The organism is Microbacterium testaceum StLB037 (assembly GCF_000202635.1).
Classification (GTDB): Bacteria; Actinomycetota; Actinomycetes; order Actinomycetales; family Microbacteriaceae; genus Microbacterium; species Microbacterium testaceum_F.
Genome location: NC_015125.1, coordinates 3,699,632 through 3,718,234, shown reverse-complemented (window position 1 = coordinate 3,718,234; position 18,603 = coordinate 3,699,632). Strand labels below are relative to the sequence as shown.

The following is an 18,603-nucleotide window of genomic DNA, read 5'->3' as shown; positions in this document are numbered from 1 at the left end:
TGTGTACGCCACGCGCGCATCCGATGTCCCCGCGACTCGCTAGGCTGGACGCTGGTTGATTGTGCGGAGCGAACAAGGGTTGCCGCACTTGTATGGCGATTCTCTGGCATGACCTGCCAGACGACGAAAGGTCTTCCGTGACTGTTCACGACCAGGATCCGTATTCGCAAGGGCCGCAGGACAGCGACCCCGAAGAGACCGGGGAGTGGCAGGAATCCCTGCGACAGCTCGTCCAGGCCAAGGGGCCGGCCCGCGCTCGCGAGATCATGCTGAGCCTTCTCAAGGGCTCGAAGGAACTGCACCTCAACGTGCCGATGGTTCCCACCACCGACTACATCAACACCATCTCGCAGAAGAACGAGCCCGAGTTCCCCGGTGACGAGGAACTCGAGCGCCGGTACCGCAAGTGGATCCGCTGGAACGCCGCGGTCACCGTGCACCGTGCGCAGCGCCCCGGCATCGGCGTCGGCGGCCACATCTCCACCTACGCCTCGTCGGCTGCGCTGTACGAGGTCGGCTTCAACCACTTCTTCCGCGGTCTCGACGACCCCTCGGGCGGCGACCAGATCTTCATCCAGGGCCACGCCTCCCCCGGCGCCTACGCACGCGCGTACCTCGAGGGTCGCCTCACCGAGGCGCAGCTCGACGGCTTCCGCCAGGAGAAGTCGCAGGCGCCCAACGGTATCCCCTCCTACCCCCACCCCCGTCTCATGCCGGAGTTCTGGCAGTTCCCGACGGTGTCGATGGGTCTCGGTCCGATCAACGCGATCTACCAGGCGATGTCGAACAAGTACCTGTCGAACCGCGGCATCAAGGACGTCGGCGACTCCCACGTCTGGGCCTACCTCGGCGACGGCGAGATGGACGAGGTCGAGAGCCGCGGACAGCTGCAGGTCGCGGCGAACGAGGGCCTCGACAACCTGACGTTCATCGTCAACTGCAACCTCCAGCGTCTCGACGGCCCCGTACGCGGCAACGGCAAGATCATCCAGGAGCTCGAGAGCTTCTTCCGCGGTGCCGGCTGGAACGTCATCAAGGTCGTGTGGGGCCGTGAGTGGGACGACCTGCTCGCCCGCGACACCGAGGGTGCGCTGCTCAACCTCATGAACACCACGCCCGACGGCGACTACCAGACCTACAAAGCCGAGAACGGCGCGTACGTCCGCGAGAACTTCTTCGGCCGCGACCCGCGCGCCCTCGAGCTCGTCAAGGACTACACCGACGAGCAGATCTGGGGCCTCAAGCGCGGTGGTCACGACTACCGCAAGGTGTTCGCCGCGTTCAAGGCGGCCAAGGAGCACAAGGGACAGCCCACGGTCATCCTGGCGAAGACGATCAAGGGCTACGGCCTCGGTCCGCACTTCGAGGGCCGCAACGCGACCCACCAGATGAAGAAGCTGACGCTCGACGACCTCAAGGCCTTCCGCGACGCGATGGACATCCCCGTCACCGACGCGCAGCTCGACGAGAACCCGTACCAGCCGCCGTACTACAACCCCGGCGAGCAGGACGAGACGATCAAGTACATGCTCGAGCGTCGCCGCTCGCTCGGCGGCTTCCTGCCCGAGCGTCGCACCACGCATGTCGGCCTCGAGCTGCCGGGCGACGCCGCCTACGCGCTGCCCAAGAAGGGCTCCGGCACGCAGGAGATCGCTACGACCATGGCGTTCGTGCGTCTCCTGAAGGACCTGCTGCGGGTCAAGGACTTCGGTCACCGCATCGTGCCGATCATCCCCGACGAGGCGCGCACGTTCGGCATGGACGCGTACTTCCCGACGGCGAAGATCTATAACCCCAAGGGTCAGCACTACACCTCGGTCGACCGCGAGCTGCTGCTCGCGTACAAGGAGAGCCCGCAGGGGCAGATCATCCACGTCGGCATCAACGAGGCAGGCGCCCTCGCGGCGTTCACCGCGGCCGGAACCTCGTACGCGACGCACGGCGAGCCGCTCATCCCGGTCTACGTCTTCTACTCGATGTTCGGCTTCCAGCGCACGGGCGACGCCCAGTGGGCCGCCGGCGACCAGATGGCGCGCGGTTTCATCATCGGCGCGACCGCCGGTCGCACCACGCTGACCGGTGAGGGCCTGCAGCACGCCGACGGCCACTCGCAGCTGTTGGCATCCACGAACCCGGCGACCGTGTCCTACGACCCGGCCTACGGGTACGAGATCTCGCACATCGTCCGCTCCGGTATCGAGCGCATGTACGGCGGCAACCACCCCGACCCCAACGTCATGTACTACATGACGGTCTACAACGAGCCGTACGTGCAGCCGGCCGAGCCCGAGAACGTGGACGTCGACGGCATCGTCCGTGGCATCCACCACATCTCCTCGGGCGAGGGCGACGGTCCCCGCACGCAGCTGCTCGCCTCCGGCGTCGGTGTGCCGTGGGCGTTCGAGGCCCAGCGCCTGCTGAAGGACGACTGGGGCGTCGTGGCCGACGTGTGGTCGGTCACCTCGTGGAGCGAGCTGCGCCGCGACGGTCTCGCCGCCGACGAGCACAACTTCCTGCACCCCGAGGCGGAGCCGCGCGTGGCCTACCTCACCGACAAGCTGAAGGAAGCCCAGGGCCCGGTCGTCGCGGTCAGCGACTGGATGCACGCCGTCCAGGACCAGATCCGTCAGTGGGTCCCGCAGAACTACTGGACGCTCGGCGCCGACGGCTTCGGCTTCTCGGACACCCGCGCAGCGGCCCGCCGCTTCTTCAAGATCGACGGCCCCTCGCTCGCGGTCCGCGCCCTGCAGGCGCTCGCGGAAGAGGGCAAGGTCGACCGCGCGGTCGTCGGACAGGCGATCGAGAAGTACCGCCTGCACGACGTCAACGCCGGCACCAGCGGCAACGCGGGTGGCGAGGCCTGATCACGTGAGTGAACCCACGGTCGGGACCGGCTCCCCCCTTTCGGGTGGGGCCGGTCCCGACCGCATTTCGCGGGACTCGCACACGTCGGCGACGGCGGGCAAGGACCGGGCGGCTCGCGACAAGGAAGAGACCCTCGTCTGGCTGCGCCGCATCTCGGGCGACCTCGCGACAGCCACCATCCAGCGTCTCGAGGAGACCCTCCCCTGGTACGCCGGGATGCCGCCGGCCCGGCGATCGGCCGTCGGCCTCGTCGCCCAAGCCGGCATCACGTCGTTCACGCAGTGGGTCGAGGACCCCGCGCAGACACCCGCGATCGCGTCCGACATCTTCGCGGCGGCCCCCCGCGAGCTCCTGCGCAGCGTGAGCCTGACGCAGACGCTGCAGCTCGTCCGCGTCACCGTCGAGGTGATGGAGGAGCGCGTCGCGGGCCGAAGCAAGAGCGTGCGCGAAGCGATGCTCCTCTACTCGCGCGAGGTGGCCTTCGCGGCCGCAGACGTCTACGCGCGAGCGGCGGAAGCGCGCGGGCTCTGGGACGCGCGTCTCGAAGCGCTCGTCGTCGACTCGATCCTCACGGGCGAGGCCGACGAAGAGCTGCCCAGTCGCATCGCCGCCCTCGGATGGCACGGCCACGGCGAGGTCGCCGTTCTGGTGGGCACGACTCCCCCGCAGTTCGATGTCGACCAGGTGCGCCGCACCGCGCGCAAGCTCGGCGTCGACGTCCTCATCGGTGTCCAGGGGTCGCGTCTCGTCCTCGTCCTCGGTCGCGCCGAGCTCCCCGCTCGCGGGGGTGACGACACGACCGAGCTCCCCTTCACCGAGATCGCCAAGCGTCTCGAACCCGGCTTCGGCTCGGGACACCTCGTGCTCGGCCCCCCGGTCGCCGCTCTCGTCGACGCCGGGCAGAGTGCACGCGCGGCGCTGGCGGGCTTCGCCGTCGCCCGCGCGTGGCGCCACGCCCCGCGTCCGGTCGAGGCGGACGACCTCCTCCCCGAGCGCGCCCTCGCGGGCGATGCGGTGGCCAAGCAGACGCTGGTGGACCGCGTTTACCGTCCGCTCCAGGCGCACAGCACCGATCTCGTCGCCACGCTCTGGAGCTACCTCGACAACGGTCGCTCGCTCGAGGCCACCGCCCGCGAGCTGTACGTGCACCCGAACACGGTGCGCTATCGCCTGAAGCGCGTGTCCGAGGTCATCGGGTGGGATGCCACCGGCCCCCGCGAAGCGCTCATCCTCCAGACCGCGCTGATCCTCGGATCGATCGGAACGGATGCCACGCGACGGCGTGGAGCCGCCGGTCGGCGCTCCTCTCTGCCTCGTTGATGCACGGCTCGCACAAAGACACGCCGCATATCTGTGTCGATACCTCCATAAGCCCGCGCCCGATCCTTGGCAGGATGGGACCGTGATCATCGCCGTCTTCCCCGGGCAGGGGTCGCAAACCCCTGGGTTCCTCACGCCGTGGCTCGAGCTCGACGGGGCGCGCGAGCGCCTCGCCGCGTACTCCGAGCAGGCCGGTGTCGACCTCGTCGCCGCCGGCACCGAGTGGGATGCCGACCGCATCCGCGACACGAGCGTCGCCCAGCCCCTCATCGTCGCCGCGAGCCTGCTGTCGTGGGCTGCGCTGACGGAGCGCTCCGGCAGCGCCGTCGCCGGGGTTGCGGGGCACTCCGTGGGCGAGATCGCCGCGCTTGCGGCATCCGGAGTCCTGTCCGACGGCGACGCACTGCGTCTGGTCGGTCTACGAGGCCGCGCGATGGCCGAGGCCGCGGCCGTCACCGAGACCGGTATGAGCGCCGTCGTCGGGGGCGACGAGACGGCCGTGCTCGAACGGCTCGAGGCGCTCGGACTCACCCCGGCCAACTACAACGGGGGCGGCCAGATCGTGGCGGCGGGCGAGCTTCCGGCCCTCGCAGAGCTCGCGGCTGAAGCGCCGCGCGGGGCACGAGTGATCCCGCTGCAGGTCGCCGGCGCCTTCCACACGCGCTTCATGGAACCCGCCGTCGAGGTCCTGCGCGCGGCGGCGGCCGACGTCGAGGTCTCCGACCCCGGCGTGACGCTCTGGACCAACTCCGACGGTTCCGTCGTCGCCGACGGCCGCCGCGCCCTCGACCTCGTCGTCGCCCAGGTCGCGTCGCCCGTGCGCTGGGACCGCTGCATGGCTTCCTTCGCCGAGCGGGGCGTGACCGGCATCATCGAACTCTCGCCCGCGGGAGCGCTGACGGGACTCGCGAAGCGCGCCCTGCGCGGCACACCCACCGTGGCGGTCAAGACCCCCGACGACCTCGATGCGGCCGTCTCGCTTCTGAAAGAAGACATCCAGGCATGAGCACCCCCACTCTCCGTCAGCTGCAGGGCCCGGCACACACGCGCATCTACGCGTACGGTGCCGCGCGCGGCGAGAACTTCGTCCCGAACGACGACCTCGTGGGGCCGATCGACTCGAGCGACGAATGGATCCGTCAGCGCACCGGCATCGTCACGCGCGTCCGCGCGAACAAAGAGACGGATGCCATCGACCTCGCCTCGGAGGCCGCGCGAGAGGCCGTCGAGAAGTCGGGCGTGAACCCCGCCGACATCGACGCCGTGATCGTGGCGACCATCAGCAACCCCAAGCAGACACCGTCGGCCTCCGCGATCGTCGCCGACCGGATCGGCGCGAACCCCGCCGCGGCGTACGACGTGAACGCGGCGTGCGCCGGCTTCGCGTACGGCGTGGGTCAGGCCGACGCCCTCATCCGCGGTGGTCTCGCGAAGCACGTGGTCGTCGTCGGGGCCGAGAAGCTCAGCGACGTCGTCGACCCGACCGACCGCAGTATCTCCTTCCTTCTCGGCGACGGTGCCGGAGCGGTGGTCATCGGCCCCAGTGACACGCCGGGTATCGGCCCCACCATCTGGGGGTCCGATGGATCGAAGGCGGATGCCGTGGGCATGAACGCCACCCTGACGGAGTTCCGCGACGGGGCCGCCCCGTGGCCGACTCTCCGCCAGGAGGGCCCCACGGTGTTCCGCTGGGCCGTGTGGGAGATGGTGAAGGTCGCACGCCAGGCGATCGAGGCCGCGGGCATCGAGCCGAGCGATCTCGCCGCGTTCGTCCCCCACCAGGCGAACATGCGCATCATCGACGAGTTCGCCAAGCAGCTCGGGCTGCCGGAGACGGTGGTCATCGGTCGCGACATCGAGACCACGGGCAACACCTCGGCGGCATCCATCCCCCTCGCCACCCACCGACTGCTCGAGGAGCACCCCGAGCTCAGCGGCGGACTCGCGTTGCAGATCGGCTTCGGTGCCGGTCTGGTCTTCGGCGCGCAGGTCGTCGTCCTCCCCTGACGCAGCGGCGTCGAACCCTAGACTGATCCAGGCCCACGGGTAACCGCGGGGCCGACCCACGAACAGGAGAAATCATGGCATTCACCAACGACGAGGTCCTCGCAGGTCTGGCCGAGCTCATCACCGATGAGACCGGCATCTCGGCCGACGAGGTCGCCCTCGAGAAGTCGTTCACCGACGACCTCGACATCGACTCCATCTCGATGATGACGATCGTCGTCAACGCCGAGGAGAAGTTCGGCGTCACCATCCCCGACGACGAGGTCAAGAACCTCAAGACCGTCGGCGACGCCGTCACCTTCATCACCTCGAACCAGGCCTGATTCTCCCGGTGGGGGCCTCGGCCCCCACCGGTCAGGTCCCATCGGTCCGCAGCAAGGATTTCGCACCCCATGAGCACACCCCGCATCGTCGTCACCGGCATCGGCGCCACCTCGCCCATCGGCGGGACGGCCCCTGAGAGCTGGTCCGCCCTGCTGGCCGGCACCTCCGGCGCGCGCACCCTCGAGCATGAATGGGTCGAGAAGTACCAGCTTCCCGTCACCTTTGCCGCCGAGGCGCTCGTGCGGCCCGAGACCGTCCTCGAGCGTCCGGTCGCCAAGCGCCTCGACCCCTCGTCGCAGCTCGCGATGGTCGCGGCGAAGGAAGCGTGGGAGGACGCGGGCGCGCCCGACATCGACCCCGACCGGCTCGGGGTCGACTTCGCGACCGGGATCGGCGGCGTCTGGACGCTCCTCGACGCGTGGGATGTCCTTCGCGAGAAGGGCCCGCGTCGGGTCATGCCGATGACGGTGCCGATGCTCATGCCGAACGCGGCGGCCGGCAACCTCTCCCTCCACTTCAACGCGCGAGCGTTCGCCCGCACCGTGGCCTCGGCCTGTGCGTCGAGCACCGAGTCGATCGTCAACGCGGTGCAGCACATCCGTGACGGCCTGGCCGACGTCGTGATCGCCGGTGGCACCGAGTCGGCGATCCACCCGATCACCATCGCGTCGTTCGCGTCGATGCAGGCGCTCTCGAAGCGCAACGACTCCCCCGAGACCGCCTCGCGCCCGGCGAGCATCGACCGTGACGGCTTCGTCATGGGCGAGGGCGCCGGCGTGCTGATCCTCGAGACGGAGGAGCACGCGAAGGCGCGCGGTGCGAAGATCTACGCGTCGATCGTCGGAGGCGGCGTCACGGCGGACTCGTACCACATCACGGCCAACGATCCCGAGGGCCTCGGCGCCGCGCGCGCCGTCCACATGGCGCTCGAGATGGCCGGTGCGTCGGTCGACGACGTCACCCACATCAACGCCCACGCGACGTCGACTCCGGTCGGCGATCCGAACGAGTACAAGGCGCTACGCGCCGTGTTCGGGGATCGCGTCGACGAGATCCCCGTCTCGGCGACCAAGGCATCCACCGGCCACCTGCTCGGTGGCACGGGCGCGCTCGAGGCGATCTTCACCGTCCTCGCGCTTCAGGACCGCGTTGCGCCCCCGACGATCAACCTCACCGAGCAGGACCCCGAGGTCCCGTTCGCTCTCTCCGGTTCGCCGGTGGAGCTCGGGGCGGGCGACCAGCTCGCCATCAGCAACTCGTTCGGCTTCGGCGGCCACAACGCCGTCGTCGCGATCGCCTCGGTCTGATCACGATCGAACGCCCCCGGCATCCCCCGACTGCTTCGGGGATGCCGGGGGCGTTCGCTTTCCGATCGGGAGAGGGATACGCGGTCCCGGTGCCGGGAATGATCACCGACGTCCGGTAGTGACGCCTCCGCTCCCCCGACGCGTGGGGGTCAGCCGACCTTGTGGAGCCAGACGATCTGCTGGTCGTCGCCGGCGTGACGGAACGGTTCGAGTTCTTCATCCCAGGCCGAGCCGAGAGCGACATCCAGCTCGCGGCGCAGCTCGAAGGCATCCCCCGCCGCGACCTCCATGGCGTAACGGACGCGGTCTTCGCCGATGACGACGTTCCCGGCGGCGTCGGTCTGCGCATAGTGGATGCCGAGACCCGGCGTGTGCATCCAGCGGCCTCCATCGCTGCGCGGGGTGGGATCTTCGCTCACCTCGAAGCGGAGGTGCTCCCAGCCGCGGATCGCGCTGGCCAGGGCCGCGCCGGAACCGACGGGGCCCTCCCAGTAGAACTCGGCACGCCGACTCCCCGTGAGGACCGGCTGGTCTGTCCAGTCGAAGTTCACGGCACGGCCGAGAGCGCGTCCCACCGCCCACTCCAGGTGGGGGCACAACGCGCGGGGCGCGGAGTGGATCAGGATCACTCCGCGCGAAGACGTGGTCGCCATGGTCTCTCCTTCGTCAGGTACGTCTTCCCCTACGACCTGTGATGGAGTCACGGCGATGTTCTGTTGTCTCGGTCATTATCGCCCGTTGATAACGAAATCACAACACTGTGATTCGTCCGAGAGTGCTCAGCCGAACCAGAGCGCCCAATACAGCGCGAAGTTGCGGTTTCCGTAGGACGAGCAGGAGTCGCCCGTGCCCCACGCTGCTTCCAGCGCAGCGGGATTGGGCTGGTAGGGCGTGTAGTTGTAGAGGGCCGCGGTGGCCTCGTTCGCGATGGTCAGGTCGGTGCCGCCGCAGTCGGGGTTCGGCGAGTAGGCGATCCAGTGAGTGCCGGGTTGACGCATGAAGTCGGACGCGCTGTACGACTTCAGGTCGGTGGCTCCCTGGGCGATCTGCGCGGCGAACCCGGCGAGACCGGCGTCGCACGGGGCGGTGTCCGGGCAGCGCGCTCCCATGGCGGCGCCGAGGGCGGCGTCGTCGGGGTCGCGGGCGGTGCGCCCGGAGACGAGGCTCTGCTCCTTCTGGAGGGTGACCAGCAGCACTTTCGCCGAGATCCCGCAGGCGCGCTGCACGCGATCAATGATCTCGGCGGCGGTGAGCTCGCCGCCCTCGTACGCCTCGCACACGGTTTCGCCGGTGGCATCCGAGACGATCCGGTCGCGGGCGGGCAGGGTCGTGCGCAGCACGTTGAGACAGGTGTCGGTGCGGCACTGCCCCACCTGGTCGTCGAGGAAGCGCTGGATCTCGTCCGCCGTCATCGCATTGCCGTCGTAGAAGTCCGCGTCGTCGATGAGATGCCCCGGGTCGAACGAGGAGAGGTCTATGCGCTCTTTGCGCACCTCGGTGTTCCAGGCCGACGCCAGGCCGAGGAGGGGGACGACGGCCGCGACGAGGAGACCGACGATCGTCAGGATCCCCAGCGCGACCAGTGCGCCGACGGTGATGCGGCGTCGTCGAAGCATCGCGGCGGTGACCCGACGGCGCGGGCGGCGCCGCGGGACGCGACGCCGAGGGAGGGGACGGCGGGCCGGAGGTCGCCGTGTGGTCATGCATCGATCGTGCCTCACCGCGCTGACCGCGGCCTGCACGCGGAGCGTGTGGCGCGCCGGTCAGCGCGGGTCGGTGGTCAGCTGCCCGGGGTGGGCGGCGGGGTCGGCGCCTGTCCGTCGGAGGGCGGGGCGGGCGGAGTCGGCGCGGTGCCGTCCGTGGGCGGGGTCGGCGCCTGTCCGGCGGCGGGCGGTGTCGGTGCCGTGCCCTCGGCGGGAGGCGTGGCGCCTCCCGGTCCGCCGGCACCCGGCCCCGCCGCCCCCGGTCCCCCGGGACCCTTTCCACCCGGCTCGCACGCGCCCGGGCCCGCGGCTTCACCCGGCGCAGCGGGAGGCGTGGCCTCGGTTCCGGGCGTCGGCGCCTCCGCGCCGGGTGTCGGGGCGTCGGTCGGGGTGGCGCCCGGCATCGGGACGGTGCCCGGTCCGCTGCCACCGTCGGCGCTCGGGGCGGAGGTCGTCGACGCGCCGGCGAGGGCGATCGGGCCTCCGGACTGCGCAGCGATGGCGGCGGAGCCGCCCGCGAGGCCGACAGCCACGACCACGGCTCCGGCGATGAGCGCGGGACGCGTCCACCGGCGGCGGGCCGGTTCGGGCTGCGGTTCCGTCCGCGGCAGGGGCAGGGTGGGGTTGTCGTCGTCGGTCATGATGTTCCTTCCTGGCCGGAGGCTTCTCCGGCGGTATGTCCAGCCTTCGAGGCGGGACTGAAGCGAACCTGAAGCTCCCGTGCGGTCCCGGATGCCATAGCCACCGCATAAGAAGCGCACAGGCGCCGCGCCTACCGTGGGCGGGTGTCCACCCCTGCCCGCGTCCTCGTGCTCGACGACGACGAGACCATCCGACTGAGCGTCGTGACGGCGCTGCGCGCCGAAGGCTTCACCGCCGAGGGCGCTCCGGACGGCACGGATCTGACGGCTCGGCTGTCGGCTTTCCGCCCCGACCTCGTGGTGCTGGACTGGATGATGCCCGGGCCGGCCGGCATCCGTTTGCTCCCCGTGATCCGAGCGGAGGGCGACACCGCGGTGATCATGCTGACCGCTCGCGATGAGGTCGACGATCGCCTGCGCGGGTTCGCGGAGGGGGCGGACGATTACGTGACCAAGCCGTTCACGGTGGCCGAGCTCGTGGCGCGTACGGGCGCGGTGCTGCGTCGGCGTGGACGCCTCCCTCAGACGATCGCGATCGGCGATCTCGTCGTCGATCCGGACGCGGCCGTCGCCCATCGCGCGGGCGGGCCCCTCGATCTGACGGCGACCGAGTTCCGGTTGTTGCAGCTGCTCGCGGAGAGCCGCGGGCGCACGCTGTCGAAGGGACAGATCCTCACCCAGGTGTGGGGGTACGACGACTACGACCCCAACCTCGTCGAGGTGCATCTGAGCGCTCTCCGGCGCAAGATGGAGGCCCGCGGGCCGCGGCTCATCCACACCGTGCGCGGCCTCGGCTACCGACTGAGCGTCGCCCCGTGATGACTCCACCGGCGCTGCGGTCGGGATCGCTCCGCCGCCGCACGATCGTGGCCGTGCTGGCGCTGGTCGCGGTGCTGCTCATCGTGCTCTCGGTCGTCGTCGACGTCGCCCTCGGCGCGCGCCTCCGCGGCCAGATCGAGGATCGGCTGCGCGACCGCGCGGCGGCCGCCGCGTCGCTCGTCGGCACCGTCGACGACGCCGATCTGGCAGAGCGGCTGTCGGACCAAGGACTCGCCGTGCGGATCGACAGCGCGGGCGGCGGGTCGATCGTCGCGGGGCCCAGCCCGGAGCAGCTCCGGGACGGCCCACCGGGTCCCGGTGGTCCCGGGCCCGGAGAGCGCACGGCACCGCAGTCGACGTCGACGGGATCGGATGTGACGGTCGTCGCCTCGACCGTCAGCGGCGATGCCGACCTCGTGACGTTGAGTTCGACCCTGAGCGATGGATCGACGCTGACGCTGACGGCATCCGCGGTCGGGGTCGAGGACACGCTCGTGCAGGTCCGGTGGATCATGGCGATCGCGTCCGCCGTCGTTCTGGCGATCGCCGCGGGAGCAGTGATCGTCATCGTGCGGGCGACGCTCCGGCCCCTGGACCAGGTGTCCGAGGTGGCCCGCTCGATCGGCGCGGGCGAGCGGGGTCGACGGCTGCGTCCCACGCGGCCCGACACCGAGATCGGCCGGGTCGCGACCGCCCTGGACGACATGCTCGACGACGTCGTGGGGGCCGAAGAGGCCGCGCGCGGGGCCGAGCGCCGTCTGCGCGCCTTCCTCTCGGACGCCGCACACGAGCTGCGGACGCCGGTCGCCGGCATCCGGGCCGCCGCCGACACGCTGGTCCGCGCGGATCTCGACGGACCCGATCGCGAGATGCTGGCCGCCCAGGTCGCGCGCGAAGCGGCCCGCGCGTCGCGCCTCGTCGACGACCTGCTCATGATGGCGCGCGTCGACCGCGGTCTCGAGCTGACCGTCACCGATGTCGATCTGCGTTCCCTCGTTCTCGCCGAGGCGGAGCGGGCGCCGCTGCTGCACCCCCACCTCGCTCTGACGGCGACGGTTCCGGATGCCGCGATCCTGGCATCCGTCGACTCCGACCGGATCGGACAGGTGCTGTCGAACCTCGTCGAGAACGCCGCGCGGGCGACCGGGGGTCGTGGGGCCGTGCGGATCTCGGTCGAGGAAAGCGCGACCGAGATCCGCCTGACCGTCGCGGACGACGGCCCCGGGGTGCCGGATGCCGATCGCGAACGCATCTTCGATCGACTCGTGAGGTTGGACCCGGCCCGATCCGCGGCGGGCGTGGGGCTCGGCCTGCCGATTGCGCGCGGGATCGCCCGTGCCCACGGCGGTGACGTTCGCTGCCAGGCGGCGGACATCGGGGCGCTCTTCGTGGTCACGCTCCCCCGCGGTGCCCGCGCCCGCTGACGGGTCCCGGGCGCGGGTCGCGCGCGAGCGAGGGACGGTCAGCGCGCGGCGCGCACCGGGGGTGCGGCTGCGATCACCGGTCCGGTCGAGAGAAGCGTGAGCCCGTCGGCGCTGCTGGCGTCGTGCATCATCTGATCCACGAGTTCGCGGTCGATCGCGGGTTCGCGGCCGCCGTAGAACTGCAGGACGAGCGCGTTCGATGCGTGCACCCAGATGCTGGCCTGGCGCACCCCCTCGTTCACGGGGAGCTGCAGCATGAACCCCTCGTTGCGGCGCAACTTGTTCATGATGACGATGCGGAGATGGGCGAGGATGCGGTCGTCGATGTCGAACGATGCGCGATCGCGGTAGATGAGGCGTCCCACGGCTGGTCCTTTTCTGGCGCGCTGAAGCGCCTCGTGATGCAAGGGGCGGGACCGCGCCGGGAAGCGCAGCAATGCGGGGTCCACCCATTATCTCACCTCGCGAGATATTAACCACCTTGACACGACGCCTCGTCCCGTTGCATGGTTACTTAGTCAAGTAATGAACCAACGGACGGAGATCGCATGATCGACGACGGCAGGGCGCTGTTCCTCCAGATCGCCGAGAGCGTGGAGGACTCCATCGTCGACGGCTCGCTCGCCGAGGAGACCCGCGCGCCCTCCACGAACGAACTCGCCGCCTTCCATCGCATCAATCCCGCCACCGCCGCGAAAGGAATCACCATGCTCGTCGACAAGGGTGTCCTCTACAAGCGCCGAGGAATCGGCATGTTCGTCGCCGCCGGCGCGCGCGACAACCTCCTCCGCGAGCGCCGGACGGCCTTCGCCGATCGCTTCGTCGAACCTCTCCTCGCCGAAGCCCGCACGCTCGGCCTCGGGCCCGACGACCTCGCCGACCTCATCCGTGAACGGGCGAACCTCGTCTCGTCCACCCCCTCCCCCCGCACCGAAGGAGCCACACGATGACCGCCGTGATCGAGGCAACGGGCCTCACGAAGCGTTACCGGGGCGGACTCGCCCTCGACGACGTGTCCTTCCGGATCGAGAAGGATGCCATCTACGGTCTGCTCGGCCGCAACGGCGCCGGGAAGACCACCCTCATGTCGATCCTCACCGCGCAGAACTTCGCCTCGAGCGGCGAGGCGCGCGTGTTCGGCGAAGACCCCTATGAGAACCCGCGCGTCCTGTCCCGCATGTGCTTCGTGCGCGAGAGTCAGAAGTACCCCGATGACGCGCAGCCCGCCCACGCGTTCCGCGCGGCCCGCCTCTTCTTCCCGAACTGGGACCAGGCATTCGCCGACCGTCTCGTGGAGGACTTCCAGTTGCCGCTGAAGCGGACGATCAAGAAGCTCTCGCGCGGCCAGCTGTCGGCGGTGGGCGTCATCATCGGACTCGCCTCGCGGTCGGAGATCACCTTCTTCGACGAGCCGTACCTGGGCCTCGACGCCGTGGCGCGCCAGATCTTCTACGACCGCCTGCTCGAGGACTACGCCGAACACCCGCGCACGATCATCCTCTCGAGCCACCTGATCGATGAGGTGGCGAACCTCCTCGAGAAGGTCATCGTGCTGGACGGCGGACGCATCGTCATGGACGAGGACACGGATGCCGTGCGCCACAGCGCGGCGACGATCATCGGCGAGGCGACCGCGGTCGACGCCTTCTGTGCGGGGCGCGAGGTCATCCATCGCGAGAGCCTCGGGGGTGTGGCATCCGTCACCGTCGTCGGCGAGCTCACTCCGATCGATCGTCGGGCGCTCGTCGAGGCACGCCTCGAGGTCGCCCCCGTCTCTCTGCAGCAACTCATCGTGCGGCGCACCCAGAGCGCCGGCTCGCGCACCGCTGCGTCGACCGGCGCCGCTGTCCCGGAAGGAGCGCTGCGATGAACCGCACGCTGAACGTCGTCCGCCTGCAACTGATCAACCGCCAGACATTCCTGTGGCTGCCGTTGATCATCCTCTTCGGGGCGCTGGGGCTCAGTCTCCTCGTCTACGGGATCATCGCGGCGGCGGGTGTCGAAGGAGTCAAGATCAGCGGTGGTGCCCAGGCGCCCCTGTGGTACTTCGGTGTCATCGGCGCGCAGGCCCTGACGCGCACGTTCCCGTTCTCGCAGGCGATGAGCATCACGCGCCGCGAGTTCTTCACGGGCACGCTGTTGACCGCGGGGATCACCGCGGTCGTGCTCTCGACGGTCTTCGTCGTCGGCGGCATGGTCGAGCAAGCCACCGATGGGTACGGGATGAACGGGTACTTCTTCTACATGCCGTGGCTGTGGGAGGCCGGTCCCGTCGCCGCCGGAATCACCTTCTTCGCCGTCGCGATGTTCTTCTTCGTCATCGGATTCTGGGCCGCGACCGTCTTCAAACGCTTCGGCACGGTCGTCCTCACGGTGACCCTGATCGCCGTGTCGCTCGTCGTGGTCGCCCTCATCGGCCTCGTGACCCTCACCCGTTCGTGGCCCACGGTCATCGAGGGCGGCGCGGCGCTCGGGGCGTTCGGCATGGCGCTGTGGGGGCTGCTGCTGATCGCGGTGCTCGCGTCCTCGTCGTTCCTCACCCTTCGGCGCGCGACTCCCTGATCTACGGAAGCGGGGATCGGGCCGAAACGCGGCCCGATCCCCGCTTTTACGCGGTCAATCCCCAGCCCCCACGATCTGCCCGTCGATAAAGTTGAGGACGATCTTCGATCAACCGACCCACGAGAGAGAAAACCCGTGAGCCATCACCGAACCTCCCCCGACCAGGAGGGCCGATCTTCGAGCCCCCTCGTTTCGAGAGGGGGTGAAATCTGATGCTGGCTGCGACTCTGACACTCCTCGTGGGTGTCGTCGTGACTCTGGCGATCATCGTCGCCTGCGGCTTCTTCGTCGCGCAGGAGTTCGCGTACATGTCGGTCGACCGTTCGCGCATGGCGGCGCTGGCCGAGAAGGGTGACGCGCAGGCGAAGCGCGTTCTCGCCATCACGAAGCGCACGTCGTTCATGCTGTCGGGTGCCCAGTTGGGCATCACGGTGACCGGTCTGCTGATCGGTTACGTCGCCGAACCGCTGATCGGCGAATCGCTCGGCACGCTGCTCGGCGGTGTGGGCATCGACCCCGCCGTGTCCGTCCTCATCGGAACGGTCGGCGCGCTGCTGCTCGCGACCATCGTCACCATGATCTTCGGCGAGCTCTATCCGAAGAACCTCGCGATCGCGAGCCCGGAACCGTTGGCGCGCGCCCTCGCCGTGCCGACGCGCATCTACCTCCTGCTCTTCGGCTGGCTCATCACGGTCTTCGACGTCGCGGCCAACGCGCTGCTGCGGCTGCTGCGCATCGAGCCCCTCGAAGACGTCGACGAGAGCGCCACCGCGCGCGACCTCGAGGCCATCATCGAGGAGTCGCGGCAGAGCGGCGACCTCCCGGACGATCTGTCGATCATCATCGACCGCATCCTCGACTTCCCCCAGCGCGACGTCGAACACGCCATGATCCCCCGCTCGCAGATCGACTCGGTGACCCCCGAGACGACGGTCGGCGAGGTGCGTGCCCTCATGGCATCCGGTCACACGCGTTATCCCGTGATCGGGGACGAGGACTCCCCCGTGGGTGTGGTCGAGCTGATCGACCTGCTGCGCGAGCAGCCCGCCGACGATGCCGCGGTGTCGACGGTCATGCGCCCGGCGGTGGTCCTTCCGACCTCGATGATGCTGCCGGTCGCCCTCGACCGGATGCGCAAGACCCGCAACGAACTGGCGTGCGTGGTGGACGAGTACGGCAACTTCGACGGCATCCTGACGATCGAGGACCTCACCGAAGAGGTGATCGGCGAGCTCTCCGACGAGCACGACGTCGAGACCTCGGAGGTGGCTGTCGTGGGAGACGACGCGTGGACCGTTCCGGGCGACGTGCACCTCGACGAGCTCGAGCGCATCATCGGCCACGACCTGGCCGAGACCGACGCCGAAACGGCCGCGGGTCTGGTCATCGAGACGCACGGCGACCTCCCCGCGATCGGCGCGGTCGTGCGCGTCGACCTTCCCGTGAAGCCGTCCGAGACCGTGCAGGGCCTCGACATCGAGCGCTGGCTGACCGTCGAGGTCGTCGAGGTCGACCGTCACGTGCCCTCGCAGCTCGCGGTGCGTCTGCACGAGGTGGATCGGGATGCCGAGCCCGCCGACGAAGCACGCCCCGTCGACGAGGAGGTGGCCCGATGAATGGCTGGACCGTCGCCCTCATCACCGCGCTGCTGATCATCGCGAGCGCGTTCTTCGTGATCGTGGAGTTCGCGCTCCTCGCCGCGCGTCGCCACCGCCTGGAGGAGGAGGCCGCGACCAGCGCCTCCGCCCGCGCGGCGCTGCGCGGCGTCAACGAGCTCACCGTGATGCTCGCCTTCGCGCAGCTCGGCATCACCGCCTGTACGTTCCTGCTCGGTGCGATCACCAAGCCCGCAATCGACTACGCGCTCTCACCGGTGTTCGAGGCGTGGGGTCTCCCCTACGTCCTCGCGGACATCATCGCGTTCATGCTCGCGCTGATCGTCGTCACGTTCCTTCATCTCGTGATCGGCGAGATGGCGCCGAAGTCATGGGCCATCGCGCATCCCGAGACCGCGGCGAAGGCCACCGGCATCCTGGCCCGTGCCCTCACGTGGCCGCTGCGTCCGTTCCTGCTGTGGATCAACCACATCGCCAACCGTCTGGTGAAGGCGTCGGGCGTCGAGCCGGTCGACAAGGCCGCCGCGGGCGGACAGGACGCCGACACGATCCGCGAGCTCGTCGCGCATTCGCGCCAGGCGGGCACCCTCGAGAAACAGTACTCCGAGCCGATCGCGCAGGCGATCGCGCTCGGCACCCTGACCGTGGGCGACATCGTCCGCACGGACCGCTCCCCCACGAGTGTGCCGACGGATGCCACGGTCGCCGACATCCAGGCCGTCGCGGCCGCGTCGACGCACCTGCGGATCCTCGTCGGCTCGGGGGCGTCGTCATGCGTCGCGCACGTGCGAGACACGCTGACCGTCGATCCCGCGACGCCGGCGCTCGACATCGCGCGGGAGCCCCTCGTGCTGGAACCGGATGCCTCGGCCTACGACGCGCTGGCGCGGATGCGCCGCGGTCGGGTGCAGTTGGCGACGGTGGTCGACGGCGAGCGCCTGGTGGGCGTCGTGACCCTTGACGACCTCTTGCGCGAGATCCTGCCGGGACCCGGCGAGCTTGCGGAGGTCGCGCGGTAGCCGACGCCGAAGGCCCCGTTCTCACCCGGGTGGTGGGGGCGGGGCCTTCGCCGTGTTCAGCGGGCGATGCGGCGACCAGGGGTCCAGCACCGTACCTGGGCGGAGTAACGGCGGTAGTCCTCGCCGAAGCTCGCCTCGAGGTCGGCCTCCTCGTGGGGGCGGATCGCGTAGTTCCAGACGAGCGAGCCCACGAGAGCCCACACGACGACGAGCCACGACTGCAGGATGAGTCCGACGCCCACGCCCTGGACGATTCCCGCGACGGCCATCGGGTTGCGGACCCACCGGTACGGACCGGCGATGACGAGGCGATTGGGCATCGCGGAGGGCAGTGGTGTTCCGTCGCCCTTTACGGTCAACGCGGCCGCCGACGCGAGGCCGAGCAGGCTCGCCGCGAGCACGAGGACGGCGCCGATGACGGTCACGCCGAGAGGCAGGGGCACGGACAGCCCCCACCGCCGCTCGAGGAAGGCGATCACGAGCGGGAACACGACGAGGAACAGCCCCCAGAACACCACGATCTGTCCGGTCGTGGCGATGATGTGCGCGACGGGCGACCGGCGCGGACGGGCGGGCCGGAACGCGAACGGTCCGACGAGCAGCCAGCTCGTCGGGATGCGGCCCAGCCACAGCAGCGACAGCGCGAGCAGCGAGCACACGGAGGCCGCGATCATCGCGAGCACGCCCCACCCCGCGAGCCCGGTGATCGTCGCGTACAGCCCGAGCGAGGCGGTGACGAACAGGGTCCAGGCCGTCGCGACGAGGGCCCCGATTGGCCCCGTCCGTCCGGGAAGCACCGCGAGACCGGATGCCACCACGAACAACGGGATGTCGAGGGCGGCGACCACGACGGGATCGAGGGCGCCGAGAGTCGCCGTCCGCACGAAGGGCACCGTGAACACGGCGATCCACCACGCCGCCCCGGACAGCGCCTGCACGGCGAAGTGCAGGCGGCCGACGAGTGCCGGGCGGAGGGCGGTGGTGTCCATCTCGATC

At 69.9% G+C, this 18,603-nt stretch carries 18 protein-coding genes; 13 read left to right on the top strand and 5 right to left on the bottom strand.

What is annotated here, in order from left to right; all coding sequences use genetic code 11:
* Positions 1–137 precede the first annotated feature (137 nt).
* From aceE to MTES_RS16995, 6 genes are all read left to right on the top strand, one after another.
* A complete protein-coding gene (gene aceE, locus MTES_RS17020; protein ID WP_013586521.1) occupies positions 138–2,864 on the top strand; it encodes a pyruvate dehydrogenase (acetyl-transferring), homodimeric type in 2,727 nt (908 codons plus the stop codon).
* Positions 2,865–2,928: 64 nt separating this feature from the next.
* Positions 2,929–4,185, top strand: a complete 1,257-nt coding sequence (locus MTES_RS17015) for a helix-turn-helix domain-containing protein (RefSeq protein WP_050901894.1) — start codon at positions 2,929–2,931, stop codon at positions 4,183–4,185.
* Between the two features lie 82 nt (positions 4,186–4,267).
* A complete protein-coding gene (locus tag MTES_RS17010) occupies positions 4,268–5,191 on the top strand; it encodes an ACP S-malonyltransferase (protein ID WP_013586519.1) in 924 nt (307 codons plus the stop codon).
* Complete coding sequence (locus tag MTES_RS17005; RefSeq protein ID WP_013586518.1) at positions 5,188–6,192, top strand: beta-ketoacyl-ACP synthase III; 1,005 nt, start codon at positions 5,188–5,190, stop codon at positions 6,190–6,192. The genes MTES_RS17010 and MTES_RS17005 overlap by 4 nt, the downstream gene beginning before the upstream one ends.
* 74 nt (positions 6,193–6,266) lie before the next feature.
* On the top strand, positions 6,267–6,515 hold the full coding sequence (locus MTES_RS17000; RefSeq protein ID WP_013586517.1) for an acyl carrier protein: 249 nt from the start codon (positions 6,267–6,269) through the stop codon (positions 6,513–6,515).
* A gap of 69 nt (positions 6,516–6,584) precedes the next feature.
* Positions 6,585–7,823: a beta-ketoacyl-[acyl-carrier-protein] synthase family protein gene (locus tag MTES_RS16995; RefSeq protein ID WP_013586516.1), complete on the top strand. Its 1,239-nt coding sequence runs from the start codon at positions 6,585–6,587 to the stop codon at positions 7,821–7,823.
* Positions 7,824–7,972: 149 nt separating this feature from the next.
* On the opposite strand, the gene MTES_RS16990 is transcribed toward MTES_RS16995, so the two are convergent.
* The 3 genes from MTES_RS16990 to MTES_RS18620 form a co-directional block, all read right to left on the bottom strand.
* Entirely contained in the window at positions 7,973–8,476 is a 504-nt protein-coding gene (locus MTES_RS16990) for a DUF3145 domain-containing protein (RefSeq protein ID WP_013586515.1), read from the bottom strand.
* Between the two features lie 126 nt (positions 8,477–8,602).
* A complete protein-coding gene (locus tag MTES_RS16985) occupies positions 8,603–9,526 on the bottom strand; it encodes a hemagglutinin (protein ID WP_148272904.1) in 924 nt (307 codons plus the stop codon).
* Between the two features lie 77 nt (positions 9,527–9,603).
* Positions 9,604–10,167, bottom strand: coding sequence for a P pilus assembly protein, pilin FimA (locus MTES_RS18620; protein ID WP_013586513.1), 564 nt, complete (start codon positions 10,165–10,167; stop codon positions 9,604–9,606).
* Positions 10,168–10,311: 144 nt separating this feature from the next.
* On the opposite strand from MTES_RS18620, the gene MTES_RS16975 reads away from it, so the two are divergent.
* Both MTES_RS16975 and MTES_RS16970 read left to right on the top strand, forming a co-directional pair.
* Positions 10,312–10,986, top strand: coding sequence for a response regulator transcription factor (locus tag MTES_RS16975; RefSeq protein ID WP_013586512.1), 675 nt, complete (start codon positions 10,312–10,314; stop codon positions 10,984–10,986).
* On the top strand, positions 10,986–12,410 hold the full coding sequence (locus MTES_RS16970; RefSeq protein WP_013586511.1) for a sensor histidine kinase: 1,425 nt from the start codon (positions 10,986–10,988) through the stop codon (positions 12,408–12,410). Before MTES_RS16975 ends, MTES_RS16970 begins: the two co-directional genes overlap by 1 nt.
* Before the next feature lie 38 nt (positions 12,411–12,448).
* Here MTES_RS16970 and MTES_RS16965 read toward each other — a convergent pair whose 3' ends face one another.
* A complete protein-coding gene (locus MTES_RS16965; RefSeq protein WP_013586510.1) occupies positions 12,449–12,775 on the bottom strand; it encodes a hypothetical protein in 327 nt (108 codons plus the stop codon).
* Positions 12,776–12,958: 183 nt separating this feature from the next.
* Between MTES_RS16965 and MTES_RS16960 the strand changes: the two genes are divergently transcribed.
* The 5 genes from MTES_RS16960 to MTES_RS16940 all read left to right on the top strand — a co-directional run bounded on the left by MTES_RS16960 (position 12,959) and on the right by MTES_RS16940 (position 17,607).
* The gene (locus tag MTES_RS16960; protein WP_013586509.1) at positions 12,959–13,360 is read left to right on the top strand and encodes a GntR family transcriptional regulator; all 402 of its coding nucleotides are present in this window, start codon (positions 12,959–12,961) and stop codon (positions 13,358–13,360) included.
* Positions 13,357–14,280 carry an ABC transporter ATP-binding protein gene (locus MTES_RS16955; protein WP_013586508.1) on the top strand — a complete coding sequence of 308 codons (924 nt, stop codon included), beginning with the start codon at positions 13,357–13,359 and terminating at the stop codon, positions 14,278–14,280. The genes MTES_RS16960 and MTES_RS16955 overlap by 4 nt, the downstream gene beginning before the upstream one ends.
* Entirely contained in the window at positions 14,277–14,972 is a 696-nt protein-coding gene (locus MTES_RS16950; RefSeq protein WP_013586507.1) for a hypothetical protein, read from the top strand. Before MTES_RS16955 ends, MTES_RS16950 begins: the two co-directional genes overlap by 4 nt.
* A 212-nt stretch (positions 14,973–15,184) precedes the next feature.
* Entirely contained in the window at positions 15,185–16,588 is a 1,404-nt protein-coding gene (locus MTES_RS16945) for a hemolysin family protein (RefSeq protein WP_013586506.1), read from the top strand.
* A complete protein-coding gene (locus tag MTES_RS16940; RefSeq protein WP_013586505.1) occupies positions 16,585–17,607 on the top strand; it encodes a CNNM domain-containing protein in 1,023 nt (340 codons plus the stop codon). Before MTES_RS16945 ends, MTES_RS16940 begins: the two co-directional genes overlap by 4 nt.
* Before the next feature lie 56 nt (positions 17,608–17,663).
* Here MTES_RS16940 and MTES_RS16935 read toward each other — a convergent pair whose 3' ends face one another.
* A complete protein-coding gene (locus MTES_RS16935; RefSeq protein WP_013586504.1) occupies positions 17,664–18,596 on the bottom strand; it encodes a methyltransferase family protein in 933 nt (310 codons plus the stop codon).
* Between the last annotated feature and the right edge of the window lie 7 nt (positions 18,597–18,603).